General features: G+C 59.3%; 24 protein-coding genes. 4 read left to right on the top strand and 20 right to left on the bottom strand.

Going from position 1 to position 25,112, the window contains the following annotated elements:
* The first annotated feature begins 100 nt into the window (after positions 1-100).
* The gene (locus ACZRJ6_RS09335; protein WP_463967444.1) at positions 101-1,330 is read left to right on the top strand and encodes a nucleoside recognition domain-containing protein; all 1,230 of its coding nucleotides are present in this window, start codon (positions 101-103) and stop codon (positions 1,328-1,330) included.
* A 39-nt stretch (positions 1,331-1,369) separates the two neighbouring features.
* Here the strand turns inward: ACZRJ6_RS09335 and ACZRJ6_RS09340 are convergent, their stop codons facing one another.
* The 9 genes from ACZRJ6_RS09340 to ACZRJ6_RS09380 all read right to left on the bottom strand — a co-directional run bounded on the left by ACZRJ6_RS09340 (position 1,370) and on the right by ACZRJ6_RS09380 (position 11,514).
* Positions 1,370-1,981, bottom strand: coding sequence for an ABC-type transport auxiliary lipoprotein family protein (locus ACZRJ6_RS09340; RefSeq protein ID WP_463967443.1), 612 nt, complete (start codon positions 1,979-1,981; stop codon positions 1,370-1,372).
* Positions 1,978-2,916, bottom strand: a complete 939-nt coding sequence (locus ACZRJ6_RS09345; RefSeq protein WP_463967442.1) for an MlaD family protein — start codon at positions 2,914-2,916, stop codon at positions 1,978-1,980. Before ACZRJ6_RS09345 ends, ACZRJ6_RS09340 begins: the two co-directional genes overlap by 4 nt.
* 1 nt (position 2,917) lies before the next feature.
* Positions 2,918-3,721 carry an ABC transporter ATP-binding protein gene (locus ACZRJ6_RS09350; RefSeq protein ID WP_463967441.1) on the bottom strand — a complete coding sequence of 268 codons (804 nt, stop codon included), beginning with the start codon at positions 3,719-3,721 and terminating at the stop codon, positions 2,918-2,920.
* A complete protein-coding gene (locus ACZRJ6_RS09355; RefSeq protein ID WP_463967440.1) occupies positions 3,718-4,866 on the bottom strand; it encodes an ABC transporter permease in 1,149 nt (382 codons plus the stop codon). The genes ACZRJ6_RS09350 and ACZRJ6_RS09355 overlap by 4 nt, the downstream gene beginning before the upstream one ends.
* A gap of 55 nt (positions 4,867-4,921) precedes the next feature.
* A complete protein-coding gene (locus tag ACZRJ6_RS09360) occupies positions 4,922-5,965 on the bottom strand; it encodes a DUF5924 family protein (protein WP_463967439.1) in 1,044 nt (347 codons plus the stop codon).
* A gap of 69 nt (positions 5,966-6,034) precedes the next feature.
* The gene (locus ACZRJ6_RS09365; protein WP_463967438.1) at positions 6,035-7,420 is read right to left on the bottom strand and encodes a M16 family metallopeptidase; all 1,386 of its coding nucleotides are present in this window, start codon (positions 7,418-7,420) and stop codon (positions 6,035-6,037) included.
* A 55-nt stretch (positions 7,421-7,475) separates the two neighbouring features.
* The gene (locus ACZRJ6_RS09370) at positions 7,476-9,134 is read right to left on the bottom strand and encodes a Na/Pi cotransporter family protein (RefSeq protein WP_463967437.1); all 1,659 of its coding nucleotides are present in this window, start codon (positions 9,132-9,134) and stop codon (positions 7,476-7,478) included.
* A gap of 235 nt (positions 9,135-9,369) precedes the next feature.
* A complete protein-coding gene (locus ACZRJ6_RS09375; RefSeq protein ID WP_463967436.1) occupies positions 9,370-10,137 on the bottom strand; it encodes a TerC family protein in 768 nt (255 codons plus the stop codon).
* A gap of 69 nt (positions 10,138-10,206) precedes the next feature.
* Positions 10,207-11,514, bottom strand: a complete 1,308-nt coding sequence (locus ACZRJ6_RS09380; protein ID WP_463967435.1) for a CitMHS family transporter — start codon at positions 11,512-11,514, stop codon at positions 10,207-10,209.
* Between the two features lie 298 nt (positions 11,515-11,812).
* Here ACZRJ6_RS09380 and ACZRJ6_RS09385 point away from each other — a divergent pair, with 298 nt between their 5' ends.
* Positions 11,813-12,214: a GFA family protein gene (locus tag ACZRJ6_RS09385; RefSeq protein WP_463967434.1), complete on the top strand. Its 402-nt coding sequence runs from the start codon at positions 11,813-11,815 to the stop codon at positions 12,212-12,214.
* Here the strand turns inward: ACZRJ6_RS09385 and ACZRJ6_RS09390 are convergent.
* The 11 genes from ACZRJ6_RS09390 to ACZRJ6_RS09440 all read right to left on the bottom strand — a co-directional run bounded on the left by ACZRJ6_RS09390 (position 12,211) and on the right by ACZRJ6_RS09440 (position 22,353).
* Complete coding sequence (locus tag ACZRJ6_RS09390; RefSeq protein WP_463967433.1) at positions 12,211-14,172, bottom strand: DUF7844 domain-containing protein; 1,962 nt, start codon at positions 14,170-14,172, stop codon at positions 12,211-12,213. The two genes, ACZRJ6_RS09385 and ACZRJ6_RS09390, sit on opposite strands and share 4 nt — an antisense overlap.
* Positions 14,169-14,489, bottom strand: coding sequence for a DUF2388 domain-containing protein (locus ACZRJ6_RS09395; RefSeq protein ID WP_463967432.1), 321 nt, complete (start codon positions 14,487-14,489; stop codon positions 14,169-14,171). The genes ACZRJ6_RS09390 and ACZRJ6_RS09395 overlap by 4 nt, the downstream gene beginning before the upstream one ends.
* A gap of 26 nt (positions 14,490-14,515) precedes the next feature.
* A complete protein-coding gene (locus ACZRJ6_RS09400) occupies positions 14,516-14,824 on the bottom strand; it encodes a DUF2388 domain-containing protein (protein ID WP_463967431.1) in 309 nt (102 codons plus the stop codon).
* Positions 14,825-14,931: 107 nt separating this feature from the next.
* Positions 14,932-15,252: a DUF2388 domain-containing protein gene (locus ACZRJ6_RS09405; RefSeq protein WP_463967430.1), complete on the bottom strand. Its 321-nt coding sequence runs from the start codon at positions 15,250-15,252 to the stop codon at positions 14,932-14,934.
* 168 nt (positions 15,253-15,420) lie between these two features.
* A complete protein-coding gene (locus tag ACZRJ6_RS09410) occupies positions 15,421-15,633 on the bottom strand; it encodes a DUF1127 domain-containing protein (RefSeq protein ID WP_463967429.1) in 213 nt (70 codons plus the stop codon).
* A 262-nt stretch (positions 15,634-15,895) separates the two neighbouring features.
* Positions 15,896-16,111, bottom strand: a complete 216-nt coding sequence (locus ACZRJ6_RS09415; RefSeq protein ID WP_007911656.1) for a DUF1127 domain-containing protein — start codon at positions 16,109-16,111, stop codon at positions 15,896-15,898.
* 318 nt (positions 16,112-16,429) lie between these two features.
* Entirely contained in the window at positions 16,430-17,923 is a 1,494-nt protein-coding gene (locus ACZRJ6_RS09420) for an acetyl-CoA hydrolase/transferase family protein (RefSeq protein ID WP_463967428.1), read from the bottom strand.
* Positions 17,924-18,104: 181 nt separating this feature from the next.
* Positions 18,105-19,541: an NAD(P)(+) transhydrogenase (Re/Si-specific) subunit beta gene (locus ACZRJ6_RS09425; protein ID WP_463967427.1), complete on the bottom strand. Its 1,437-nt coding sequence runs from the start codon at positions 19,539-19,541 to the stop codon at positions 18,105-18,107.
* The gene (locus ACZRJ6_RS09430) at positions 19,541-19,864 is read right to left on the bottom strand and encodes an NAD(P) transhydrogenase subunit alpha part 2 (RefSeq protein WP_003187010.1); all 324 of its coding nucleotides are present in this window, start codon (positions 19,862-19,864) and stop codon (positions 19,541-19,543) included. Before ACZRJ6_RS09430 ends, ACZRJ6_RS09425 begins: the two co-directional genes overlap by 1 nt.
* A gap of 15 nt (positions 19,865-19,879) precedes the next feature.
* A complete protein-coding gene (locus ACZRJ6_RS09435; protein WP_463967426.1) occupies positions 19,880-21,001 on the bottom strand; it encodes a Re/Si-specific NAD(P)(+) transhydrogenase subunit alpha in 1,122 nt (373 codons plus the stop codon).
* A gap of 452 nt (positions 21,002-21,453) precedes the next feature.
* A complete protein-coding gene (locus ACZRJ6_RS09440) occupies positions 21,454-22,353 on the bottom strand; it encodes a LysR family transcriptional regulator (protein ID WP_463967425.1) in 900 nt (299 codons plus the stop codon).
* 157 nt (positions 22,354-22,510) lie between these two features.
* On the opposite strand from ACZRJ6_RS09440, the gene ACZRJ6_RS09445 reads away from it, so the two are divergent.
* Together ACZRJ6_RS09445 and ACZRJ6_RS09450 are read left to right on the top strand one after the other, a co-directional pair.
* Entirely contained in the window at positions 22,511-23,692 is a 1,182-nt protein-coding gene (locus tag ACZRJ6_RS09445; protein ID WP_133100527.1) for an acyl-CoA dehydrogenase family protein, read from the top strand.
* A 13-nt stretch (positions 23,693-23,705) separates the two neighbouring features.
* Positions 23,706-24,926, top strand: a complete 1,221-nt coding sequence (locus tag ACZRJ6_RS09450) for a CaiB/BaiF CoA transferase family protein (protein ID WP_463967424.1) — start codon at positions 23,706-23,708, stop codon at positions 24,924-24,926.
* The last annotated feature ends 186 nt before the right edge of the window (positions 24,927-25,112 follow it).

A 25,112-nucleotide genomic window follows, 5' to 3' on the forward strand; every position in this document is an offset into this window, starting at 1 on the left:
GCCTGCGTCAACGTGACCTGAACAAACCCCGGGAAATCCGGGGTTTGTCGTTTCTGCCAGCCCCGCTATCATTCGCCACATCTTCCGGGGGATTTAACTGATGCTCAATGGCCTGTGGCTTGGCTTCTTTATCGTTGCAATGGTTTCAGCACTGGCGCAGTGGCTGATTGGCGGTAACGCCGGGATCTTCGCGGCGATGGTCGAAAGCATTTTCGCCATGGCCAAGTTGTCAGTGGAAGTGATGGTGCTCCTGTTCGGCACCCTGACCCTGTGGCTGGGTTTCCTGCGCATCGCCGAGAAGGCCGGGATCGTCGAATGGTTGGCCAAGGCCCTCGGTCCGCTATTCCTGCGGCTGATGCCAGAAGTGCCTGCTGGTCACCCTGCCATCGGCTTGATCACCCTGAACTTTGCCGCCAACGGCCTGGGTCTCGATAACGCGGCCACGCCCATCGGCCTGAAAGCCATGAAGTCGCTGCAAGAACTCAACCCCATCCCCAACACTGCCAGTAACGCGCAGATCCTGTTCCTGGTGCTCAACGCGTCCTCCCTGACCCTGCTGCCGGTGACTATCTTTATGTACCGCGCGCAGCAAGGCGCGCCTGATCCGACGTTGGTATTCCTGCCGATCCTGCTGGCCACCAGTGCTTCGACCCTGGTGGGGCTGTTGTCGGTGGCTGTCATGCAGCGCCTGCGCTTGTGGGACCCGGTGGTACTGGCCTATCTGATTCCGGGCGCCCTGATACTGGGCGGCTTCATGGCGTTGCTGGCGACCTTGTCGGCCACGGCGTTGGCCGGTTTGTCATCGATTCTCGGCAACCTGACGTTGTTCGGCCTGATCATGTTGTTTCTGCTGATCGGCGCCCTGCGCAAGGTTAAGGTCTATGAAGCGTTTGTCGAAGGCGCCAAAGAGGGCTTCGACGTCGCCAAAAATTTGCTGCCGTACCTGGTGGCGATGCTCTGTGCAGTGGGCGTATTGCGGGCCTCCGGGGCGCTGGATTTTGGCCTGGAGGGCATTCGTCATCTAGTGGCCTGGACCGGGATGGATACCCGCTTTGTCGACGCGTTGCCGACGGCGATGGTCAAGCCGTTCTCCGGCAGCGCGGCGCGGGCGATGCTGATTGAAACCATGCAGACCCAAGGTGTCGATAGCTTCCCGGCACTGGTGGCGGCGACGGTTCAGGGCAGTACCGAGACCACCTTTTATGTGTTGGCGGTGTACTTTGGCTCGGTGGGCATCCAGCGGGCGCGGCATGCGGTGGGGTGTGCGTTGTTGGCGGAGTTGGCCGGTGTCATAGCGGCGATTTCGGTGTGCTACTGGTTTTTTGGCTAATCGCTGTTCCTGTAGGAGCGAGCTCCTACAGAGAAAGGGCTATCTTTTCGCGGCTGTATTGCCCTGCCCCACCACCCAATCCACCACCTGCTTGTTCAACACATCCCCTGCCTGGCCAAACCCCGCCACCACAGCCGGAACCTTGGTGTCACTGACCGGCTGGCGTACTTCAAAGCGCCGGCTGGCAATGATCCGCTGATCACTACCGCGCACCAGCCGTGCATCCAGGCGAATCACCACTTCAACGGCGCTGCCGCGATATTCGCTTTGAAACGCCTGCAACTGCCCGCCCAGCTCAAAGTCCGCCTGCAGGTTGGTGTCATCGGTACTGAGCAACGTCACCCGTCCATCCCGCTGGAAACCATCCAGCAGCCGATTACGCAACAGCACCGGTGCCGGATCGCTCCAGCGTGAGTTCGCATAGCTGCTGATCAGGTCACCCTGAGGCACCACGGCGATGCGCGGGCTGTCGAGGAACTCGCTGGTCTGTGGCTTTGCCAGGCGCAACGACCAGGCTACAGCGCTGGCTTGAGAAGTGGCCTGGGCCGAAGGCAGCCGATAAACGTCGGACGGATCGGCCTTGGGCAAGATCGAACAGGCGCTGACTAATGCCAGAGCGACGGGGACGATAACGCGGTAAGCACGCTTCATGGCGTGAACTCCTTGTTCTTGTCGCTGCCCAGCAGATACCCGCTGGGGTTGGCTTCCAGACGGCGGGAAATGGCCCGCAATGAACCGAGGGTGTCGCGCAGTTCGCGCACGGCCGGGGCCAGTTCATTGAGGCCTTGCATACCGCTGTTCAGGGAATCCTTGTTGTCGGTCAGCAGGCTGTTGATGGTCGCGGTGCTCTGTTCAAGCGAGTGCATGGCCTGTTCGGCACTGCCAAACATCTGCTTGCCCTGGTCATTGAGCAGGCCATTGGCGTTACGCATAAGCGCGGTGGTTTGCTCCAGGGTGGCGCCGGCCTGCTTGCTGACCTGCATCAGCTGCTGCATGACCTGCTTGATATCTCCGCGCTGATCGGCGATGGCGCCGGTGGTCTGCTCCAGGTGTTCCAGGGTGCTGCTGAGGCGGTCGACGTTATCCGGGGAGAACATGCGGTTGGCGTTGTGCAGCAGCAGGTTGATGCTGGTCATCAAGTCGTTGCTGTTGTTCAGCAGGCGGGCGATAGGCGATGGTGAAGCGGTGATTTGCGGCAGCTCGCCATTCTTGCCCTTGAGTCCGGGGCTTTGCGGCGTGCCGCCACTGAGCTGGATGATCGAGGTGCCGGTGATGCCGGTCAGGGCCAGCTTGGCTTGGGTGTCTTCCTTGATCGGTGTCTGGCTGGCCAGGCGGATGCGTGCCAATACCCGGCGCGGGTCCTTGGGGTCCAGGCGCAGACTGGTGACATCGCCGACCTTGATCCCGCTGTACTGCACCGAGCTGCCCTGGGACAGGCCGCTGACCGCCTCGTTGAAGATCACTTCGTAATCCTGAAAGGCGCTGTCAACGCTGGATTTGGCCAGCCACAGGCCGAACAGCATGGCGCCGACCACCACGATCACGCTGAACAGGCCGATCATCACATGATGGGCTCGGGTTTCCATGTCATACCTCGTTGAACTGTTGAGCGGCATCCAATGCCGCGCGGCCTCGTGGGCCATGAAAATATTCGTGAATCCAGGCATCGTCCGTTTCCGAGACGATGTCGATGGCATCGGCCACCAGTACTTTTTTCTGCGCCAGCACCGCCACCCGGTCGGTGATGGTGTACAGCGTGTCGAGGTCATGGGTGACCAGGAACACACTCAGGCCCAACGCATCGCGCAGGGTCAGGATCAATTGATCGAAGGCGGCCGCACCAATCGGGTCAAGGCCGGCGGTTGGTTCATCGAGAAACAGGATGTCCGGGTCCAGCGCCAGGGCGCGTGCCAGGGCGGCGCGTTTGATCATGCCGCCGGAGAGCGAGGCTGGGTATTTGTCGGCAGCCGACAGTGGCAACCCGGCCAGGGCCAGTTTCACTGCAGCAAGGTGTTCAGCGTCGGGACGACTGAGGCCCGCGTGTTCGATCAACGGCAAGGCGACGTTTTCCGTCACCGTCAGCGAAGAAAACAGCGCGCCCTTCTGGAACAGTACGCCGAAGCGCCGTTCCACCATCGACCGTTCATGTTCCGACAGGCTCGGCAGGTCCTGGCCGAATACCCGCACCGCGCCCTCACTGGGTTGGCGCAGGCCAATGATGCTGCGCAACAGCACCGACTTGCCGCTGCCGGAGCCGCCGACCACGGCAAGGATCTCGCCTTTGTACAAATCCAGGTCGAGATTTTCGTGCACGCTCTGCTTGCCGAAGCGATTGCACAGGCCACGCACTTCGATCACCGCCTCGGCGGGCGCACGGGGTAAACGACTCACCAGCCCATCTCCATGAAGAACAAGGCGGCCACCGCATCCAGCACGATCACCACAAAAATCGACTGCACCACGCTGGAGGTGGTGTGGGCGCCGACGGACTCGGCGCTGCCGCTGACCTTGAAGCCCTCCAGGCAACCAATGGCGGCGATCAGGAAGGCGAAAATCGGTGCCTTCACCATGCCCACCAAAAAGTGCTGCACGCCGATGTCCGACTGCAGCAGCGAGAGGAACATCGCCGGCGAGATGCCCAGTGATACGGCACACACCACGCCACCGCCGATAATCCCCGAGATCATCGCCAGGAATGTCAGCATCGGCAGCGCCACCAGCAACGCCAGCACCCGGGGTAGAACTAACAACTCCATCGGGTCCAGGCCCAGGGTGCGGATGGCGTCGATTTCTTCGTTGGCCTTCATCGAGCCGATTTGCGCGGTGAAGGCACTGGCGGTACGGCCGGCCATCAGGATTGCGGTGAGGAGTACTCCGAATTCGCGCAGGAACGAAAAGGCCACCAGATCCACGGTGAAAATACTCGCGCCGAAGCTGGCCAGCACCGTGGCACCGAGAAACGCCACCACTGCGCCCACCAGAAAGGTCAGCAAGGCGACGATGGGTGCGGCGTCGAGGCCGGTTTGTTCGATATGGGCGACCATCGGGGTCAGCCGCCAGCGCTTGGGGCGGAACACGCCGCGGGCAAAGGTTTCGAGGATCAGGCCGATAAAACCCAGCAACTTCATGCCGTCTTGCCAGACGGTGTCCACCGCGCTGCCTATGCGTGCCAGCAGTTGAATGCCGGCGCTCTCTTCCGGTTCTTTGACCGGCACACAGAAGTCGTTCAGGGAGCGATAGACTGTTTTGAGCAGAGCCCGGTCGGCGGTGGACAGGCTGCAATCGGAATGTTCGGCGGATTGCTCAATGCGCTCGGGGCCGAGCAACTCGACCAGCAGTGAGGCGCCGGCGGTATCCAGGGCGCCCAGGCCGTTAAGGTCGATGTGGGTACCGGCGTCGTATTGGCCGTCGAGCTTTTGCGAAAGCTTTTTCAGGGAGGTGTAGTGGGCCAGCGTCCAGTCCCCTGTAACCCTGAGTTGTGGTGGGGTGGTGGACGTGTCCAGGTGAGCGGCTCCAGCCGTTGTGCTACTGGTCATAAGCTCCGAGCTTGTTTGGCAACTACACAGTTCCTACGTAATAGCACGATCCTGCCTACTTTGGCGCGTTCGCCGTCGCGGCGTCCTGACTGGCGTCAGTTACGTTGAAGCGCAACACGCCGATCACCTGCCCGTCTTCGGTCAGCACCCGCACCTGCCAGTGCCCCACCGCGTCCGGCGGGAAATTTTGTTTGTGGGTCCAGGCTCGGTAGCCTTCCTTGCGCCCGCCGTGAATATCCAGGGCAATACGGTCGACCTCTTTGCCGTTGAATTTCCAGACATGGTAGATCCGCTCATCCAGCCCGCGCGGCGCGTTGATCGCGGTATAGGCATACAGCCCGCTGCTGCGCAGTTGGCTGGAGCTGACTTCCTTGAGGTCATCGCCGGGGGTGCGGTCTTGCAACTGGGTGCTGATGGCGACTTCGCTCATCCACAACGTGGCTGGCGGTACCCAACTGCGCAGGAACCAGCCGGCGGCGCCAATGGCGGCGGTTACCCCCAGCAACATGACCCAGCCCCGCACACTGCGTAGCGGCAGGCTGACTGCCAGGCTCGGAATCGACAGTGCCATTGCCACCCCGAGTGCCAGCTTGTAACTCTCGGCGGTGGTCAGGTGCAGGATGATCGGCAGCGCGGTCAGCAGGGCGGCGAACAGGGTTAAGGTGTGCAGCGCCAAGAACAGCGAGCGCTTGGGTGCCAGCCACTTGTAGTACAGCGGGTCGGTGATCGAGACCAGCGCCGCCGCGCCCAGCAGGCCGGTGAAGACCGATTGGCCGCTGTTCCAGGTGGTGGTGACAAAAAAGAACGGCAGGACGAAGAACAGGCTTTCCTGGTGGATCATCTGCGTGGCGTAGCGCAGCAGCGGTTCGGGGATTTCCCGCTTGAAAACTTTGCTGAACAACTGGGTGAAGCTGTTTTCCAGCATCAGCCATAACCAGCTCACGAGCATGATGATGGCGATCCAGCTGGCCATACCTTGCTGACGATCCACCAGGATGAAGCTGCTCACTCCCGAGATAAAACCGCCGAGTGCAATCACACCTGGGTAGCGCTTCATCAGTTCAATGACGCGCTGTATGTAATGGGTCAGGTTAGGCATTCGGCAGTTCACAGTCTTTGTCGGGGAAAATCCCAGACAGAATAACGCCTTAGCTGTTTCATTGGGGTGTCATTGCGCAATCGCTTTGCGATAACGCCGCAGACCCAGCAACACAATCGCGATCAGCCCCAGAACGCCTGCGCCGACCCAGTTGAGAGCGTCGTAGCTAAGCAGTGGTTTTTCGATGCGCCAGTAGCCGGTCTGGTTAAGGACCTGGCGCATGGCCTGGTTGGTCTGCTCCAGGCTGACCGCCTTGATGCGCTTGACCGGGTCACTGAAGCGCCCGTCGATGTAGTCGCCCGAGGCGCTCCAGTAATAGTCGGCCAGCGCGCTGTTGCCCTGCACGGCCCAGGCCTGGCGGGCGATGGCAGCCTGTTTCAGGCGAGCGAAGGTGGTCGGGTCGAGGCCGTCCTTGAGCAGTGTGATCTTGAGGGTTTCCAGCACCTGCTCGGCTTCGGGCAGGTTGTCGCGTTCAAGGTCGGCGTTGAGGCTCAGGAAGCCAACGCCGCCGAGCACCTCCCGCTCGCTCCACGGGCCGTAGGACAAACCGTGCTTGAGCCGCAGTTGGCGATACAGCGCCCAGTCCATGTAGTCCTTGAGCAGGTCGTAGGTTTCGTCGTGTTGATCGTCCTGCACCGGTTCCGGGAACAGCCAGTGCAGCTTGGCGCCATCGCCGACCCAGCCGTGGATCAGATCGCGGTGAGTGGCTGCGGCGTGCTGAATCTGCAGCAGGGGCCGATGTTCGCTGGGGTCTACCGGGTCGAGCTGTCCGTAGGTGCGTTCCAGGTAGGCCGGCAGCAACTTGTCCAGGTCGCCGACGATGATCAGGGTCATGTTGTTGGGTGCGTACCAATCCTTTCGTACCTTCTCCAGTTGGTCGCGGGTCAAGTCGTGGACTTCTGCCCGTTCGGCGCACTTGATGCCTAACTCTACCGCCAGTTGATTGCTGGCGTTGTGGCCCAGGTCCTGGCGATCCAGTAGGCGTTGCAAGTGGGAGTAATGGCCGCCATCTTCGCGCTCGACCACTTGCTTGGCGGCAGTGATGGCGGTGTCGTTCAGCTCGGTTCGGGTCAGGATCGCCAGCAACAGGTCCAGCACCTTGCGCTGGTTGTGCGCCGGTGCCTCGATGACGAAGGTGGTGTCGGCGTTGCTGGTGAAGGCGTTCCATTCGCCGCCCAGGGCTTGCATCTGCTCTTCCAGAGCCCCTTCGCCGCCGCCGTCGATACCGCTGAACAGCAGGTGCTCCAGCAGATGCGGCAGCTCCTTGTCTTGGCAACTGAAGTCGTCCAGACCAACGCCGACCACCAAACGAATGGCCACGTGCCCACGCGCGGTGCCCGGCTTGAGCAGCAATTGCAGGCCGTTGGGTAACATATAGCCTTCTACCTGCAAGCGATCAAAGGCAAAGGTATGTGCCGAGCCCATGAGCAGGCAGGCGAATAACAGGCGACGCATAACAAGCTTCCTGGCGTGAGGTCCGTTTTAACTGACTTCACGCACCGCCGTACGTTCAGGGCGAATGGGTGATGTCGGCGATATTGTCCGTCGCCAGTGCGCCGGTTTCGGAGGTTTCCAGAACCACATAGGCGCTGCTGCAGAACAACGAGTTCAGGCGCTTCATGTCGGCAATCAACTCCAGATGCAGGGAACTGGTCTCGATGCTCTGTACGATCTTTCGTTGCAGGCGGCTGACGTGGGCGTGGGCCAGGCGCCGTTCCTGGGCGCGGAAGCGGCGTTTTTCACGCAGTAATTGCCGGGCGCTTTCCGGGTCGGCACTGAGAAACACCGAAAGGCCCAGGCGCAGGTTGGCGATTAATTGGCTGTGCAGGCCGGCCAGTTCTTCCAGGCCAACTTCGGAAAACGAGCGGCGCTGGGAGGTTTTTTGCTGCTGGACCTTGCGCAGCATGCGCTCGATCAAGTCGCCGGCCAGTTTCAGATTGATCGCAAGTTCAATGATCTCGGCCCAGCGGCGGCTGTCCTGTTCGCTGAGGTCTTCGCGAGGCATCTGCGCCAGGTAGAGCTTGATGGCGCTGTAGAGGGCTTCGACATCGTCGCTGATGCTGCGCATTTCCTGGGTGATTGCGGTTTGATTGCCCCGCAGCACTTCCAGCATTGAGGTCAGCATATTGTCGATCAAGTCCCCCAGGCGCAGGGTTTCCCGCGCGGCATTGGCCAGCGCCAGACTTGGGGTGGCCAGTGCCGTCAGGTCGAGGTGACGGGGTTTGGCCAGGCCGTTGACCTCCGGCCGCTCCGGCAGCAGCCAGGCACACAAACGCGCCATCGGGCCGATAGTGGGCAACAGGATCAGGCAACGGGTGACGTTGTAGAGCAGGTGAAAGGTGATGACCATGCCTTGGGTGCTGTAGTCCAGGGTGTCCATCCACTGCACCAGCGGATCGAGGACCGGAATAATCAGCAGCAAGCCGATCAGCTTGTACAGCAAGCTGCCCAGCGCGACCTGGCGCCCGGCGGCGTTCTGCATGCTGGTGCTGAGAAAGGCCAGCACGCCGGAGCCGATGTTGGCGCCGATTACCAAACCTATGGCCACGTGCAGGCCGATCACGCCGGCGCCGGCCAGTGTGGCGGTCAGCAGCACGGCAGCCAGGCTGGAGTAGGAAATCATCGCGAACAATGCGCCTATCAGGGCATCGAGCAGAATGTCGCCGGTCAGCGAGGCGAACAGCACCTTGACGCCCTGGGCATGGGTAATGGGCCCTGCGGCTTCGACGATCAATTGCAGCGCGAGGATGATCAGGCCCAGGCCGATGCCGACGCGGCCCATTTGTCCGATTCGCGTTTGTTTGCGGGACAGGAAGAAAATCACGCCAAGAAAAATCAGCAGCGGCGATAGCCAGGACAGGTCGAGGGTCAGCACCCGGGCCATTAATGCGGTACCAACGTCGGCGCCGAGCATGGTCGCCAGGGCGGGCGTCAGGCCCATCAGGCCCTGGCCGACAAATGAGGTCACCAGCATCGCCGTGGCGTTGCTGCTTTGCACCATGGCGGTGACCAGTATCCCGGCGATGAATGCCAGCCAGCGCTTGGACATGTTCTGCCCGATAACCTGGCGCAAGTTGGAGCCGTAGACCCGCAGGATGCCGGTACGGACGATGTGCGTGCCCCAGATCAGCAGGGTCACCGCGGAAAGCAGATTGAGCAGGGTCAGCATGCTCGGCCCCCTGTGTTGGTCGTGCTCCAAAGGAGCAAATGGTTGGTGCCGCGTATTGTTCTACGTTGTGTACTTAAGCTGTAGTTGGCGAATGGGCTGCGCGCCAGCATCGCATAGCTAAAGAAGGGATTGAAACAAAACTGTCATGAAATCAGCTTTTTGCAGCTGAAAAAAAGAGGCCCGAAAGCCTCTTTCCTGTAGGAGCGAGGACGCCTAGATTTTGGTCTGCGCAAGTTTATTGACCCGGAATATCCTTGCGTAGTTTCACAGGGCCCTGCTGTTTTTTCTTTTTCGCGATGGCGGTGCGCATCTTGATGTTCACCGCTTCCACAGCCAGCGAGAACGCCATGGCGAAGTAGACGTAGCCTTTTGGCATGTGAACGTCGAAGGCTTCGGCGATTAATACGGTACCCACTACCAGCAGGAAGGACAGCGCCAGCATCTTCAGCGACGGGTGTTTGTCGATGAAGTCGCTGATGGTGCCAACGGCCAGCATCATCACCAGTGCGGCGACGATGATCGCCGCCACCATCACTGGAACGTGGGAAACCATACCCACGGCGGTAATGACCGAGTCCAGCGAGAAGACGATGTCGATGATCGCAATCTGGATGATGGTGTAGATGAACTTGCCACCCTTGCCTGTTGGCTCGTGGTGGGTTTCGTCTTCACCTTCCAGCGCGTGATACATCTCTTGGGAGCTTTTCCACAGCAGGAACAGGCCACCGAAGAACAGGATCAGGTCGCGACCGGAAATGTCGTGGCCGGCCACCGTGAGCAAGTCACCTGTAAGGCGCATGACCCAAGTGATCGATAGCAGCAACAGGATGCGCGTGATCATGGCCAGGGCCAGGCCGAAGATCCGGGTGCGCGCCTGCATATGCTTGGGCATGCGGCTGACCAGGATCGAAATCATGATGATGTTATCGATGCCCAGGACGATCTCAAGAGCTGTCAGGGTGAAGAAGGCAATCCAGATTTCCGGATTGCTCAGCCATTCCATGTGTATTCCTTTGAGCGAGTGCTGGACCGCACCAACCCTCAGCTCAGGTCGGCGCAGTGAGTTGTACGATTATAGAGTGCTGAACAGCGGAAAAATCCCCATCAGCAACGCGGCAACCATTATGCACAGGCACACCAGCACTGCCCACTTGAGGGTGAAACGCTGGTGATCGCCAAATTCGATACCGGCCAGGGCCACCAGCAGGTAAGTCGACGGCACCAGCGGGCTGAGCAAGTGTACCGGCTGGCCAACGATCGAGGCGCGGGCCATTTCTACGGCGGTGATGCCGTAGTGGCTGGCGGCTTCGGCCAGTACCGGCAGTACGCCGTAGTAAAACGCATCGTTGGACATGAAGAAAGTGAACGGCATGCTCACCAGTGCGGTGATTACGGCAAGGTAAGGGCCAAGGGCATCGGGAATGACCGCCAGCAGGCTCTTGGACATGGCATCGACCATGCCGGTGCCCGACAGGATGCCGGTGAAGATACCGGCGGCGAAGATCAACCCGACCACCGCCAGGACGCTACCGGCGTGGGCGGCGACGCGGTCTTTCTGTTGTTGCAGGCACGGGTAGTTGACGATCATCGCGATACTGAAGGCCACCATGAACAGCACGGGCAGCGGTAACAGGCCGGCGATCAGTGTGCACATCAGGACCAGGGTCAGGGCGCCGTTGAACCAGATCAGCTTCGGGCGGCGGGCGTCGGGGTATTGCGAGACGCTGATTTCGCTGTGGTCGATTTCATCGCCTAGCAGGTGTAATTCGCCGAGACGGGCACGTTCGCGTTTACCGTACATGTAGGCAATCACCAGGATAGCCACCACGCCTGCGAGCATCGCCGGAATCATCGGTACGAAAATGTCCGATGGGTCCACATGCAGTGCGCTGGCAGCACGAGCGGTCGGGCCGCCCCATGGTGTCATATTCATCACGCCGCCAGCGAGGATGATCAGGCCGGCCATGATCCGCGGGCTCATACCGATGCGCTTGTACAGCGGCAGCATGGCGGCCACGCAAATCATGTAGGTAGTGGCGCCGTCACCGTCCAGGGACACCACCAGCGCCAGCACTGCAGTACCGACCGAGACTTTCAGCGGGTCGCCCTTGACCAGTTTGAGGATCTTGCGCACGGCCGGGTCGAACAGGCCAGAGTCGATCATCAGGGCAAAATAGAGGATGGCGAACATCAGCATCACGCCGGTTGGCGCCAGCTTGGTGATGCCTTCGAGCATCATCGGGCCGATTTTCGGCGCAAAGCCGCCGAACAGCGCGAACAGGATGGGTACGATGATTAGGGCGATCAGCGCGGACAGGCGCTTGGTCATGATCAGGAACATGAACGTGATGACCATGGCAAAGCCAAGGAAAGTCAGCATAGGAATACTCCAGGCGTAGCGCGGCTAGGGAATGGCGAACCGAGGGTTGGTCAGCGCAGAACGAAAAGCGCGAGGCGTACGGGAGGAGTCGGGGCAAACAGGCGGGTACGAGCAGGCATCAGAATCACCATTGTTGTTGTTAATTGGGCCGTTGGGCGTCGGAACGCTCAGGCAGGCCTGCCGGTCTATTGCCGGAAGTGGGGGCGATCCTAATCGCGCAAGCTTTCAGCCAGCTTTCGCTGGAAAAACAGGCGACGGGGAGTAATCTGCTGGCATAGAGCAGCCAGGGGCTTGGGAGATGAGCGATTTGCATGCAGGCGGCTGCCATTGCGGCAGGGTGCGTTATCAGTTCAGCGGGCCGCTGGTAGATATCGCTCATTGCCACTGTTCGATTTGCCGCAGGGTTAGCGGTGGGTTGGTGACCACCTGGATCACCCTGCCCCGTGCAGCGTTGGCCTGGGTGACAGGGCTGCCTGCACAGTACGACTCTTCTGAGAGTTGTATGCGGTATTTCTGTTCTCACTGTGGGGCGCAGTTGGCGCTGGTGACGCGGCTGAGCTCGGAAAATATTGATGTGACCATCGCGACCCTGGATCATCCGGAAGATGCACCAGCGGATCGGCATATCTGGGTGACGAGCCGGTTGCCGTGGGTGCATCTGGATGAGCAGTTACCGCAGGAGGATGAAGAGCAGCTCTAAGGCAACTCCAATCCACCGGCGGCCTTGTGCAAGGCCCGCAGGTGTTCGCCGACCTGCTTGAGATTGGCCTCGCACTCGGCAATCTCTGCCGCCCTTGAAGGCTCCAGCAGCGCTCTCACCTCCTTGTCCAGTTCGCCGTTCAGCGATTGCAGCTGCTTTTGGCGCAGGCTGCTCTCAGACTCCAGGCGCCTGGACTCCACTGGCTGGGGCAATCCATAGCCGCTACTGCCCAGCAGCTCTGCCGGGCGACTAAGAAAGCCGCTGTTGGCGAGGATCTGCTGCAAGGTGGCGTTGGCTTTGTCCATGCCGCCGTTCTTCAGCTCGCGAGCGCCCAGGTAGCGTTGTTTGACTTCATCTTGGGCCAGCATCAGCTGTCGCCGGAAGCTCGCCTGCTCCAACAGTAGCAGCGCGGCGCTGGTGCGTAGGTCGGCCTGGGCGAACCATGGGCGGCGTTCCTTGGCACTCAGTGCCAGCCAGTCTTCGACTTGGGTTTGTTTGATCGGCAGGTGCTTCTTCAGCACCTCGAACATCGCCTGGTAGCGCTCGCGGAAAGAGTCGAAGTGATAGCCCAGGCGCAGGGCCTCTTTGGGATCGTCCAGCACGCTGGTATCGGCCAAGCCCCGGCCCTTGAGCACTTCCAGCAGGCCGTTGGGGGTGATGTTGTCCAGGCCGGTCAATTGCGGGTTGGCGCTGCCACTGCGTAACAGTTTCAGGCTTTCCACCGCGCAGTTGTTGGAGATGAAGTAGTAATTGCCGTCGTAGCTCCAGTGCATCTCGGCGGCATGCTCGACAGTGTCGTTGATCTCTTGTCGCGTCAGGATCAGCGGCACAGAAGCCAACCCGCGCAATTCGGTCTTGGTGTATTCATCGATGACCTGGGCCAGTGGCAGCACGAATAGTCGCGACGGGTACTTGCCCACCAGGCCATCCCAGCTCGACAGCTGTACGTCACCAACGAAGGCGCGGTAGGACAACACCAGGTGCTGATCCAGATCCAGTCGGCAATCCGGACCCCGGGGCCGGCCCGGTGCGCAGATCACCAGGCGCAGCATGCTGTGGCCCCAGCGGCTGACGAGGTTCTGGTTGGCTTCGGCCAGCAGGTAATCGATGGCGTAGACCCGTTCTGGGTCAACCTGGCCCAGTGGGGTCTTGGCGAAATCGTTGCCGGCGTTGAGGAAGGCGAAGGTCTTGGCGCAGTTGTCCTTGGCTGGCGGCGCCCAACCAAAGTGCTCCTTGTAATAGCGGTACAGCGAGGGACGGCGGCAGGCGTAGCTCGGGTCGAGGAGGAAATACTCCATGTTGACCGCGACGTACTCCTTGGGATTGGTGATTTCGTAGATGTCAGGGCTGCGGGCGATCTGCCGGTTGTGCTGTTCGCGCTCGCCACGCCGGCCGACGTATTGCGGCCAACCAGCCAGGTCCAGCAGGCGCGGGTCGTCGCTGAGGGTGAAGCGGCGGTCATTTTGCCCGCGGCATTGATCGGGTAGGCCAATCAGGCCGGTGATGCTGTTTTGGCGGCTGCAGCGCTGGATCAGCGCGCGGTCAGCGTTGGGCCACAGGCGGGCGCGGTCGTAGATGTGGGTCAATTCATGCAGCACGGTGGCGAGCATTTCCCGGCGTACGGTGCCGTGGGGGCGATTGGTTTTTTTAGTGGCCGCCGTGCCGTCGGTAAGGCTGGCCAGAAGGTTGCGGTTGAGGTCCAGCTCGGACACCAGGGATGCCTGGCCGTAGGCGTTGCCGGGCATGTCATTGGTCCAGCCGACGTCTATGCGCCGGTCCAACTGCTCAATGAAGCGCGGTGGCAAGGACTGCATGGCTTCATCGAGTAATGCCTGGCTGGCCTGCTGTTCGGCCGGGCTCAAACCGTCGGTCTTGAGCCGCAGTTGCAGGCTAGCTTGGGCGGCGTTGCCACACAGCAGTACAGTTGCGGCCAATAGCCAGGCGGCAAGGCGCCTCACAGTGCGAGGATGGCTTCGGCGAGTACCTGGTCACTAGCGTCACGGGCTTCTGGCACGCGGGTACGCAGGGTGTTGAAGGCTGCTTCCAGTTGGGCGCCGCGAATGTTGCCATCGCTGGCGACGAAACTGGCGGCATCATCGTGGGCTTCGCGCACAATTTTTGAATCTCGGATTGAGGTGGTGGTGTCCGAGGTGAAATCAATGGTACGGCCAGAGGCCCGGACGATGATGTTACTGGTGGCCACCAGGGTTTGTGCCTGGGCAACATCGGCCAACAACAGCAGGCCGAGGGCGGCGGCGATCAGCGGGCTACGCATGGAATAACTCCGTAAGACAAAGATGATTATTGGACGAGAATTGCCTGAGCCAGTTCAAGGTCGCTGGACTTAAGTTTTGGCTGGGTACGACGTAGATAATCCAACGCTGATTCCAGCTGGGCTCCCCGCCATTGGCCGTCAGTGGCAATGAAAGCAGCAGCGTCATCCTGGGCGGCCAGTATCAATTTATTGTCGAACGGGGCGGAGGTCACTTTGCTGGTGGCATAAGCGCTGACTACGATGCTTTGGGTGGACAGGTCAAAGGCCAGGGCCGAACCGGACCAGCAGCAAGCAAGCAATGCAGGGACAATCAACAAGCGGTATGAAAAAGCCATGGGACTCGACAACTGAAAACGAGTGCCAAGGCTAGCGCAATGCCCGGGCGAGAGCCAGCGCCGAGGTCTCAGGGAACGGCTGGCGTTCCCTTCGTCCCGGTTTGCGGTCAGATCGCCAGGATGGCTTGGGCCAATTGCGCGTCGGTCGCTGTATTGAGTTGTGGCGCTTGCTGGCGGATCTGCGCCAGGGCGCTTTCCAGTTTCACGCCACGAATGGCGCCTTCGCTGGCAACAAAGCTGGCCGCGTCGTCGCGGGCGGCGCGTACGACCTTGTTGTCACGCAGTGAGGACGTGGCATCGGAGGTGGCGTCGGAAGTAGCTTTTAGCGCGCCGACGATCGAATCGGTGGTCACGATCAGGCTGGTAGCGTTTGCGTTAGCGGCCAGGACCAGCAGGGCTGCAGCGCTCAGCAGACGAAGACGGGACATGGGGTGACTCCTGTGAATGAACTAAGAAGGTGGCGCAGAGCCGCCGCTGTAAGCGGGGCGTTGTTGCCGTTGGGCATCAGACGCGCGTTCTACAGAGCTCGCCACGTGGTAGCAAGATATTAGCTGCCACTTATCTGTTCGGATAGCCTGCCCCGGCGGTAGGCGTGATTACTCGCTCCAGAAGGGCTTGGACAGTTCGGCCATTCGGTCGCCATGGCTGATACCTGCATCTGACAATTCTCGTGGGTTGAGCTCGGCCAACTGGCGCCGCGTGCGGGCGCGCCGTGCCCATTGGGTCACTGTGTAGGCGGTGCGGTGCAGAAGGCGTTTAAAAAGATTACATCGTGCAAAGGTGGCGAGGGTATTTGGCAAGGGGTTCATGGCGAGCGCCTTTCTTGGTGTTCTGGAGCACCATGCTGGGCTTGTTGCGATTACCGGTACAGATACACCAATAATAAATTGTACTGTTTAATTGTTTTGTTTTTTTAACTGTACTGCTCTTTTGACAGGCCTTCTGTGTGTCGTCTGAAATCGAGGTTCCAAAAACAACAAAACCCGCCTCCAGTCACCCGGGGCGGGTCTTGCTATAACAATTCGGGATGCTGGCGGTGGACCCAGTGGGTTCGGGCCAGCGGGCGCTACATTAGCGCCAGAACGGCTTGCTCAGCTCTTCGTAGCGTTGAGCTTCGCTGATCCCGGCATCAGCCAGCAGACGCGAATCCAGGCGAGCCAATTGATGGCGGCTGGAGATGCGGCGCTGCCACAACATCAGGTTGGCGATAACGCGCAAAGGCAAGGAAGCCTGGGTATTTACAGCTTTGTCTTCGAAGAACAGTTCGGAACTGAGTGTACGTTCCATGGTGACATCCTTCCGCTTGTGGCGGGATTAGGTAGTGGTTTAACTGATGCCAATGATCCTCCTCCGGCGCAAGACACTCTAGATACAGTTCATCTGTATTGTGAGGGGCCAGTTAACTGTTTATAGCGGCTGTACTGTACAAAAATGAGGAAACTGTACCTGTAGGCACTTAAATGGTGCGTTATAGGTGTTTATGAGGGTGATTGTAGGATTTTTTGGTAGGAAATGACCGGTACAGCAGTACAGTTTTTTGCGGAATCTACGCTGGCAATCCAAGGCTGATGAAACTGTATTTGCATCAGCCCGGATCTGTATCAATTACGCGTTCAGCATATGCCCGGTTTCTTCCAGGTTGATGTGCCAGCTCAGTGCTTCGCGCAGGATGTGCGGGGTATGCCCACCCAGGGTGCAGGCTGTAGTGAAGTAGGTGTTCAGCGCGTCGCGGTAGGCTGGATGTACACAGTTATTGATGATCACCCGTGCCCGTTCCCGTGGAGCCAGGCCCCGCAGATCTGCCAGGCCCACTTCGGTCACAAGGATGTCGACATCATGTTCGGTATGGTCGACGTGACTCACCATGGGCACCACGCTGGAAATCGCCCCGCCTTTGGCAATCGACTTGGTGACGAAGATCGCCAAGTGCGCATTGCGGGCGAAATCGCCTGAGCCGCCAATACCGTTCATCATCCGTGTGCCGCAGATATGGGTGGAGTTGACGTTGCCGTAGATGTCGAACTCCAGCGCGGTATTGATGCCGATGATGCCCAGGCGCCGCACTACTTCCGGGTGGTTGGAAATTTCCTGTGGACGTAGCACCAGTTTGTCCTTGTAGCGCTCCAGGTTACCGAACACATCAGCGTTCCGACGTTCCGACAAGGTGATTGAGCTGCCCGAGGCAAAGCTCAGCTTGCCTGCGTCGATCAGGTCGAAGGTCGAGTCCTGAAGCACTTCCGAATACATGGTCAGGTCTTCAAACGGCGAGTCGATCAAGCCGCACATCACCGCGTTGGCAATGTTGCCGATACCCGCTTGCAGCGGGCCGAGCTTGTTGGTCATACGGCCGGCATCCACTTCCTCTTTGAGGAAGTGGATCAGGTGATTGGCGATCGATTGAGTATCGCTGTCGGGCGCCGCCACGGTGGACACTGAGTCTGCCTGGTTGGTGATGACGATGGCGACAATCTTTTCCGGCGGAATCGGGATTGCGGTGCTGCCAATACGGTCGTCTACCTTCACCAGTGGGATCGGTGTGCGGGTCGGGCGATAGGACGGTATGTAGATGTCGTGCAGGCCTTCCAGGTTTGGGTTGTGCGCCATGTTGATCTCGATGATCACGTGCTTGGCGAAAATCGCAAAGCTGGCCGAGTTGCCGACCGAGGTTGTCGGCACGATGTGCCCTTGCTCGGTGATGGCGACGGCTTCGATGATGGCAATGTCTGGCAGCTTGAGTTGCTTGTTGCGCAGCAGCTCGACGGTTTCCGACAGGTGCTGGTCGATGAACATCACTTCGCCGGCATTGATGGCCTTGCGCAGGGTGCTGTCGACCTGGAACGGCATGCGGCGTGACAGTACCCCGGCTTCGGTCAGCTGTTTGTCCAGGTCGTTGCCCAGGCTCGCGCCGGTCATCAGGGTGATTTTCAGCGGCGAGGTCTTGGCGCGCTCGGCCAGGGCGTGGGGCACGGCCTTGGCTTCACCGGCGCGGGTGAAGCCGCTCATGCCGACGGTCATGCCGTCCTGGATCAGGGCGGCGGCATCGGCAGCGCTCATGACCTTGTTCAACAGCGAAGGCAAGCGGATACGATCACGGTACATGGATTGTTATCTCGGGCAACGGAGGCAAGGTGGGCAGTCTAGTGATTTCAAAAAGTTTCGTCCCGCTACCATGGTCGAATGCAGGGCAGCGATTTAGAGCCTTTGGTCGGGTTTTCCTCGATAATAAAAAAACCCCAGCCTACTAAAGGCCGGGGTTTTGGGTATTGCGCTGGAGCAGTGTTTATTCGACGGCCTTGACCATGTCTTCGATGACTTTCTTGGCGTCGCCGAAGACCATCATGGTTTTGTCCAGGTAGAACAGTTCGTTGTCCAGGCCGGCATAGCCGCTGGCCATCGAACGCTTGTTGACGATGATGGTCTTGGCCTTGAACGCTTCGAGAATCGGCATGCCGGCAATCGGCGATTTCGGATCGTTCTTGGCGGCCGGGTTGACCACATCGTTGGCGCCAAGCACTAGCACCACGTCGGCCTGGCCGAACTCGGAGTTGATGTCTTCCATCTCGAACACCTGGTCGTAAGGCACTTCCGCCTCGGCCAGCAGTACGTTCATGTGGCCAGGCATACGACCGGCGACCGGGTGGATCGCGTACTTCACGGTCACGCCACGTTGGGTCAGCTTCTCGGTCAACTCTTTGAGCGCATGTTGTGCTCGTGCTACCGCCAGGCCGTAACCGGGAACGATGATCACGGTGTCGGCGTTGGTCAGCAGGAAGGTGGCGTCATCGGCCGAACCGGATTTCACCGGGCGCGCCTCTTTCGAGCCTGCCGGGCCGGCGGCCTCTGTCGTGGTGCCGAACCCGCCGAGCAGCACGTTAAAGAAGGAGCGGTTCATCGCCTTGCACATGATGTACGAAAGGATCGCGCCGCTGGAGCCTACCAGCGAGCCGGCGATGATCAGCATCGAGTTGTTCAGCGAGAAGCCAATGCCCGCTGCTGCCCAGCCGGAATAGCTGTTGAGCATCGATACGACCACCGGCATGTCGGCGCCGCCAATCGGGATGATGATCAGCACGCCCAACACGAACGCTAGGGCCAGCATCAGAGCAAAGGCGCTGAGGTTGCCGGTGAACATGAAGGCCAGGCCAAGGCCCAGGGTCGCCAGGCCCAGCACCAGGTTCAACTTGTGCTGGCCACCGAACTGTACTGATGCGCCCTGGAACAGGCGGAACTTGTATTTGCCCGACAACTTGCCGAAGGCGATTACCGAGCCGGAGAAGGTGATGGCGCCGATGGCCGCACCGAGGAATAGCTCCAGACGGTTGCCAGCAGGGATCGCATCTCCCAGCTGTTTGACGATACCCAGGGACTGCGGCTCAACTACAGCGGCAATGGCGATAAACACCGCAGCCAGGCCGATCATGCTGTGCATGAAGGCTACCAGCTCCGGCATCTTGGTCATTTCCACGCGCTTGGCCATGATTGAGCCAGCGGTACCGCCTACCAGCAGGCCGACAATCACGTAGCCGATACCGGCGGTGGCCAGCTCAGCGCCCAACTTATAGATGAGGCCCACGGTGGTGAGTACTGCCAGCGCCATGCCGAGCATGCCGAACAGGTTGCCGCGTCGGGATGTAGTCGGGTGCGAGAGACCTTTGAGGGCCTGAATGAAGCAGATCGACGCGATCAGGTAGAGCGTCGTGACAAGGTTCATGCTCATTACTTGGGCGCCTCTTCTTTTACGGCTTTCGGGGCTTTTTTCTTGAACATCTCAAGCATGCGTCGGGTGACCAGGAAGCCGCCGAACACGTTGACCGCAGCCAGAGCCACGGCAAGAGTGCCCATGGTCTTGCCCAGCGGAGTGACGGTCAGCGCTGCGGCGAGCATGGCGCCGACGATCACAATCGCCGAAATGGCGTTGGTCACCGCCATCAGAGGGGTATGCAGTGCGGGAGTGACGTTCCAGACCACGTGATAACCGACATAAATCGCCAGCACGAAGATGATCAGGTTGTAGATACCGGGGGAGATAAGCTCTTCCATCGTCTGAATCCCTGCTTAGGCGTTTTTGCGGATGACTTGGCCGTCGCGGCACATCAGGCACGCGGCGACGATGTCGTCTTCAAGGTTGATTTCAAACTGCCCTTCCTGGGTGAAGACCAGCTTCAGGAAGTCCAGCAGGTTGCGTGCATACAGGGCCGAGGCATCAGCGGCGACGGCACCAGCCAAGTTGGTCGGGCCGCAAATGGTCACGCCGTTTTCCACGACCACTTGATCGGCCACGGTCAACGGGCAGTTACCGCCCTGGGCTGCGGCGAGGTCGATGACCACTGAGCCTGGCTTCATCTGCGCGACGGTTTCGGCGCTCAGCAGGGTCGGTGCCTTGCGACCGGGGATCAGTGCAGTAGTGATGACGATATCGGCCTGCTTGGCGCGCTCATGCACTGCGAGGGCCTGGCGCTGCATCCAGCTGGTGGGCATGGGACGAGCATAACCACCGACGCCGACGGCGCATTCGCGCTCTTCATCGGTTTCATACGGCACATCGACGAACTTGGCGCCGAGGGATTCGATTTGCTCTTTCACCGCGGGACGCACGTCGGACGCTTCGATCACTGCGCCCAGCCGTTTCGCCGTGGCAATCGCCTGCAGGCCAGCAACGCCAGCGCCGAGAATCAACACGCGGGCGGCTTTCACAGTTCCTGCGGCGGTCATCAGCATCGGCATGAAGCGTGGGTAGTGATGAGCGGCCAGCAACACAGCCTTATAGCCGGCGATGTTGGCCTGGGAGGATAGTACGTCCAGGCTTTGTGCGCGAGATGTGCGCGGCGCCGCCTCAAGGGCGAAGGCGGTGATGCCGCGGTCGGCGAGTTTGCTGATGGTTTCGTTGCTGAACGGATTGAGCATGCCCACCAATACGGTGCCGCTTTTGATCAGCGTCAGTTCGCTGTCGCTGGGGGCGACCACCTTGAGGATAAGCTCTGCGCCAAATGCATCGTTGGCGCTGCCAATGGTTGCGCCTGCCGTTTCATAGGCACTGTCGACGATGCTGGCGTTAATGCCTGCCCCGCTCTGTACAGTGACCTTATGGCCCTGGCCGATCAGCTTCTTGATGGTTTCCGGGGTTGCAGCAACCCGCGTTTCACCGGTCTGGGTTTCGAGAGGAACACCAATGTGCACGTCAAATCTCCTGCGTGATCTTTTTGCGTTTGATCTTTTTGTAAAAAGGCCAGCGCGCCATGGAGGGCGTGACTGGGGCGGCCGATCAGCACGATCCCGCCGAAATGACAGCGGGGCGCGGCATTTTGCAGGCGAACTTTACGAGCATCAAGGGATTATGGCGGGTGACGAAAAATTAACTACAAGTCACCCTGTGACTGATTGTCGCAATACCCGTAAATAACTACGTCAAATGCCGGTTTCTAAAGGCATAAAGGCGAAAATAAAGAGTTTCGCCATCGTTGATGTGAATAAGTGAGTATCGGGCTTGATAAGGCGCTGTGGGCCACGTAAGTCATGGCTTAAAGGCGGATTTGAGACTGATAGGTACAGTCTGTCGAATTGCGACATATATGTACATCTGTAGGATTCAATATTAATTGACTACAGGGTCAACAATGTACGATGCCTGTTTAAACATTAGGGTTGTAGCGCTGTGACTGGTCGATCAGCCAGTCTCTGAACGCATGCAGGGAGGCTGATTCGACTTTCCTCTCGGGAATCATCAGGTAATAGGCCTTTGAGCTTGCGAGGACCTGAGGGCTGGCAACCACCAACTGGTGCTCGCTCAATTCCCGTTGAATGAGGAACGGCGGGATCAGCGCGACACCCATGTCATGCATGGCTGCCTGGGACAACATGGAGAATAGCTCGTAACGGGGTCCTGTCATGTCGCGGGGGACGTTCAGTTGCTGCGCGTTGAACCACTGGCGCCAAGCGTAAGGCCGGGTGGTTTGCTGCAGAAGGGGCATTTCGGCGATCTCTTGTGCACTGAAGTGTGTGCGGTCCCCCAGCAGTTTCGGGCTGCATACTGGGAGCGGGTTTTCTCCCATCAATCTGTGAGATTCGGTACCTGACCAGTCGGCGTCTCCGAAGTAGATCGCCGCGTCGAATTCGGTATCGGCAAACAGAAAGGGCCGTGTGCGGTTGGTGAGGTTTACGGTGACTTCTGGGTGCTGGTGCTGGAAGTCCTTGAGGCGTGGAATCAGCCATTGGGTGCCAAAGGTCGGGACCACCGCCAGTTCGATGACATTGGTACCTTGTTGGCCCATCACTGACAGCGTATCGCGCTCCACTGCATCCAGTTGAGTCGCCACTCTGCGGCTGTAGGACAGGCCGGCTTCAGTCAGCTTCACCCCGCGGCGCGACCGCCGAAATAGCTCGACACTCAAAAACTCCTCAAGGCTGGCGATCTGTCGACAGATGGCGCCTTGAGTGATGGAAAGCTCCTGCGCCGCCTTGGTAAAGCTCTCGTGGCGGGCTGCGGCCTCAAAACTGACCAGCGCTGTGGTGCTGGGGATCTTTCTGCGCATGTACCGTACCCTCACTAATAAAAGGCATATATGCCCTTCTGAATCGTTACGGAGTGATAAATTAGCACAAGGCTATGCAAAAACCTCGTTTGCTCTCCTCGCCTGCCCGGCCTAGGCTCCATGCACGACTTTTGATCTACTTCGCGAGGACTCACTCATGGGCGGTAAGGCAAGCTTCAACTGGATCGATCCACTGTTGCTGGATCAGCAGCTCACCGAAGAAGAGCGCATGGTGCGCGACAGTGCCGAGCAGTTCGCCCGGGACAAGCTGGCGCCGCGCGTTCTTGAAGCCTTCCGCCATGAAAAGACTGACCCGGCGATCTTCCGTGAAATGGGTGAAACAGGTTTGTTGGGGGCAATGATTCCCGAGCAGTACGGCGGCAGCGGTTTGAACTACGTCAGCTATGGCTTGATTGCTCGTGAGGTCGAGCGCGTCGACTCCGGTTACCGCTCGATGATGAGTGTGCAGTCGTCTTTGGTCATGGTGCCTATCAATGAATTCGGTACGGAAGCGCAAAAGCAAAAGTACCTGCCCAAGCTGGCGTCCGGCGAGTGGATTGGTTGTTTCGGTCTGACCGAGCCTGACCATGGTTCCGACCCGGGTGCGATGATTACTCGTGCACGCAAGGTGGATGGCGGCTACAGCCTTACCGGCAGCAAGATGTGGATCACCAACAGCCCGATTGCTGATGTGTTTGTGGTTTGGGGCAAGGACGATGCGGGCGACATTCGCGGTTTTGTTTTGGAAAAAGGCTGGAAAGGCCTGAGTGCCCCGGCGATTCACGGCAAGGTCGGTCTGCGCGCCTCAATCACGGGTGAGATTGTCATGGACAACGTGTTTGTGCCGGAAGAAAACATCTTTCCGGATGTCCGGGGTTTGAAGGGGCCGTTCACTTGCCTCAACTCGGCGCGTTATGGCATTTCCTGGGGGGCATTAGGTGCTGCGGAGTTCTGCTGGCACACGGCTCGCCAATACACCCTTGATCGCCAGCAGTTCGGTCGTCCGTTGGCCGCTACCCAGCTGATTCAGAAGAAGCTGGCGGACATGCAGACCGAAATCACCTTGGCCCTGCAAGGCTGCCTGCGTTTGGGGCGTATGAAGGATGAGGGTACGGCTGCGGTCGAGATCACCTCGATCATGAAGCGCAACTCGTGCGGTAAATCGTTGGATATTGCCCGTATGGCTCGCGACATGCTCGGTGGGAACGGTATCTCCGACGAGTTCGGAATCGCCCGTCATCTGGTCAACCTGGAAGTGGTGAACACCTATGAAGGTACTCACGACGTGCATGCGCTGATTCTGGGGCGCGCCCAAACCGGTATTCAGGCGTTCTATTAATAGGAGGACGACCATGGGCGCGCTATCGCATCTGCGGGTACTAGATTTGTCGCGAGTGCTGGCGGGCCCTTGGGCCGGGCAGATTCTAGCGGACCTCGGGGCTGAGGTGATCAAGGTCGAACGGCCTGGCAATGGCGATGATACCCGCGCCTGGGGCCCGCCCTTCCTTAAGGACGCTTATGGCGAGAACACCAGTGAGGCCTCGTACTATTTATCGGCCAATCGTAATAAAGAGTCGGTAACCATCGACTTCACGCGGCCGGAGGGGCAGAAGCTGGTTCGAGATCTAGCGGCGAAGTCGGACATTCTGATCGAGAACTTCAAGGTCGGTGGCCTGGCGGCTTATGGCTTGGACTATGAGTCGCTCAAGGAAATCAATCCGGAGCTGATCTATTGCTCGATCACTGGCTTTGGCCAGACAGGTCCTTATGCCAAGCGGGCTGGATATGACTTCATGATTCAGGGGTTGGGCGGGCTTATGAGTCTGACCGGTCGACCTGAGGGCGATGAGGGAGAAGGGCCGGTCAAGGTAGGTGTTGCCTTGACCGATATCCTGACGGGGCTTTACTCCACCGTTGCGATTCTGGCGGCCATGGCACATCGCGATCATGATGGCGGTGGGCAGCATATCGATATGGCCTTGCTGGATGTCCAGGTGGCTTGTCTGGCCAATCAGGCGATGAATTACCTGACTACGGGTGTGTCGCCCAGGCGGCTAGGCAATGCGCACCCTAATATCGTGCCGTATCAGGACTTTCCCACGTCCGACGGGGATTTCATTCTGACCGTGGGTAATGACGGGCAGTTTCGCAAGTTTGCTCAGGTCGCTGGGCAGCCTCAGTGGGCCGATGATCCTCGGTTTGCCACCAACAAGCTGCGGGTGGCCAATAGGGCGGCGCTGATTCCTTTGATTCGTCAGGCGACTGTCTTCAAGACCACGGCTGAGTGGGTGGCACAGCTTGAGAAGGTTGGCGTGCCTTGTGGGCCGATCAATGATTTGGCGCAGGTGTTTGCCGATCCTCAGGTTCAGGCCCGGGGATTGGCTATCGAGCTGCCTCACGCGTTGGCTGGAATGGTTCCACAGGTTGCCAGCCCTATTCGCCTTTCCAAGACGCCTGTTGAATACCGCAGTGCGCCTCCCCTGTTGGGCGAGCATACCTTTCAGGTGTTGCAGCAGGTGCTGGGGTTGTCTTCATCGAGTGTTGAAGCATTGAAGGAGTCAGGCGTTATCTGAGTGCCTTCTTCTATATAGAGTGCGAGAGCCCTTCTATATAGAAGAAGCGGCGATCGCTTTTTAACCAAATCGACCTTATTGATAGAATGTAGTGGTCTAATGAAACCGGACATCCATTTAGGCGAGAATGCTCGCCAGAACGAGGTGTCAGATGATCAAACAACGCCGTACCTTTTCCCCTGAATT

Source organism: Pseudomonas sp. C321 (assembly GCF_055407105.1).

Bases quoted from the DNA above. Each gene is read 5' to 3' on its own strand.
- ACZRJ6_RS09335 (WP_463967444.1), top strand. From the start codon at position 101: ATGCTCAATGGCCTGTGGCTTGGCTTCTTTATCGTTGCAATGGTTTCA.
- ACZRJ6_RS09340 (WP_463967443.1), bottom strand. From the start codon at position 1,981: ATGAAGCGTGCTTACCGCGTTATCGTCCCCGTCGCTCTGGCATTAGTC.
- ACZRJ6_RS09345 (WP_463967442.1), bottom strand. From the start codon at position 2,916: ATGGAAACCCGAGCCCATCATGTGATGATCGGCCTGTTCAGCGTGATC.
- ACZRJ6_RS09355 (WP_463967440.1), bottom strand. From the start codon at position 4,866: ATGACCAGTAGCACAACGGCTGGAGCCGCTCACCTGGACACGTCCACC.
- ACZRJ6_RS09360 (WP_463967439.1), bottom strand. From the start codon at position 5,965: ATGCCTAACCTGACCCATTACATACAGCGCGTCATTGAACTGATGAAG.
- ACZRJ6_RS09365 (WP_463967438.1), bottom strand. From the start codon at position 7,420: ATGCGTCGCCTGTTATTCGCCTGCCTGCTCATGGGCTCGGCACATACC.
- ACZRJ6_RS09370 (WP_463967437.1), bottom strand. From the start codon at position 9,134: ATGCTGACCCTGCTCAATCTGCTTTCCGCGGTGACCCTGCTGATCTGG.
- ACZRJ6_RS09375 (WP_463967436.1), bottom strand. From the start codon at position 10,137: ATGGAATGGCTGAGCAATCCGGAAATCTGGATTGCCTTCTTCACCCTG.
- ACZRJ6_RS09380 (WP_463967435.1), bottom strand. From the start codon at position 11,514: ATGCTGACTTTCCTTGGCTTTGCCATGGTCATCACGTTCATGTTCCTG.
- ACZRJ6_RS09385 (WP_463967434.1), top strand. From the start codon at position 11,813: ATGAGCGATTTGCATGCAGGCGGCTGCCATTGCGGCAGGGTGCGTTAT.
- ACZRJ6_RS09395 (WP_463967432.1), bottom strand. From the start codon at position 14,489: ATGCGTAGCCCGCTGATCGCCGCCGCCCTCGGCCTGCTGTTGTTGGCC.
- ACZRJ6_RS09400 (WP_463967431.1), bottom strand. From the start codon at position 14,824: ATGGCTTTTTCATACCGCTTGTTGATTGTCCCTGCATTGCTTGCTTGC.
- ACZRJ6_RS09405 (WP_463967430.1), bottom strand. From the start codon at position 15,252: ATGTCCCGTCTTCGTCTGCTGAGCGCTGCAGCCCTGCTGGTCCTGGCC.
- ACZRJ6_RS09410 (WP_463967429.1), bottom strand. From the start codon at position 15,633: ATGAACCCCTTGCCAAATACCCTCGCCACCTTTGCACGATGTAATCTT.
- ACZRJ6_RS09415 (WP_007911656.1), bottom strand. From the start codon at position 16,111: ATGGAACGTACACTCAGTTCCGAACTGTTCTTCGAAGACAAAGCTGTA.
- ACZRJ6_RS09420 (WP_463967428.1), bottom strand. From the start codon at position 17,923: ATGTACCGTGATCGTATCCGCTTGCCTTCGCTGTTGAACAAGGTCATG.
- ACZRJ6_RS09425 (WP_463967427.1), bottom strand. From the start codon at position 19,541: ATGAGCATGAACCTTGTCACGACGCTCTACCTGATCGCGTCGATCTGC.
- ACZRJ6_RS09430 (WP_003187010.1), bottom strand. From the start codon at position 19,864: ATGGAAGAGCTTATCTCCCCCGGTATCTACAACCTGATCATCTTCGTG.
- ACZRJ6_RS09440 (WP_463967425.1), bottom strand. From the start codon at position 22,353: ATGCGCAGAAAGATCCCCAGCACCACAGCGCTGGTCAGTTTTGAGGCC.
- ACZRJ6_RS09445 (WP_133100527.1), top strand. From the start codon at position 22,511: ATGGGCGGTAAGGCAAGCTTCAACTGGATCGATCCACTGTTGCTGGAT.
- ACZRJ6_RS09450 (WP_463967424.1), top strand. From the start codon at position 23,706: ATGGGCGCGCTATCGCATCTGCGGGTACTAGATTTGTCGCGAGTGCTG.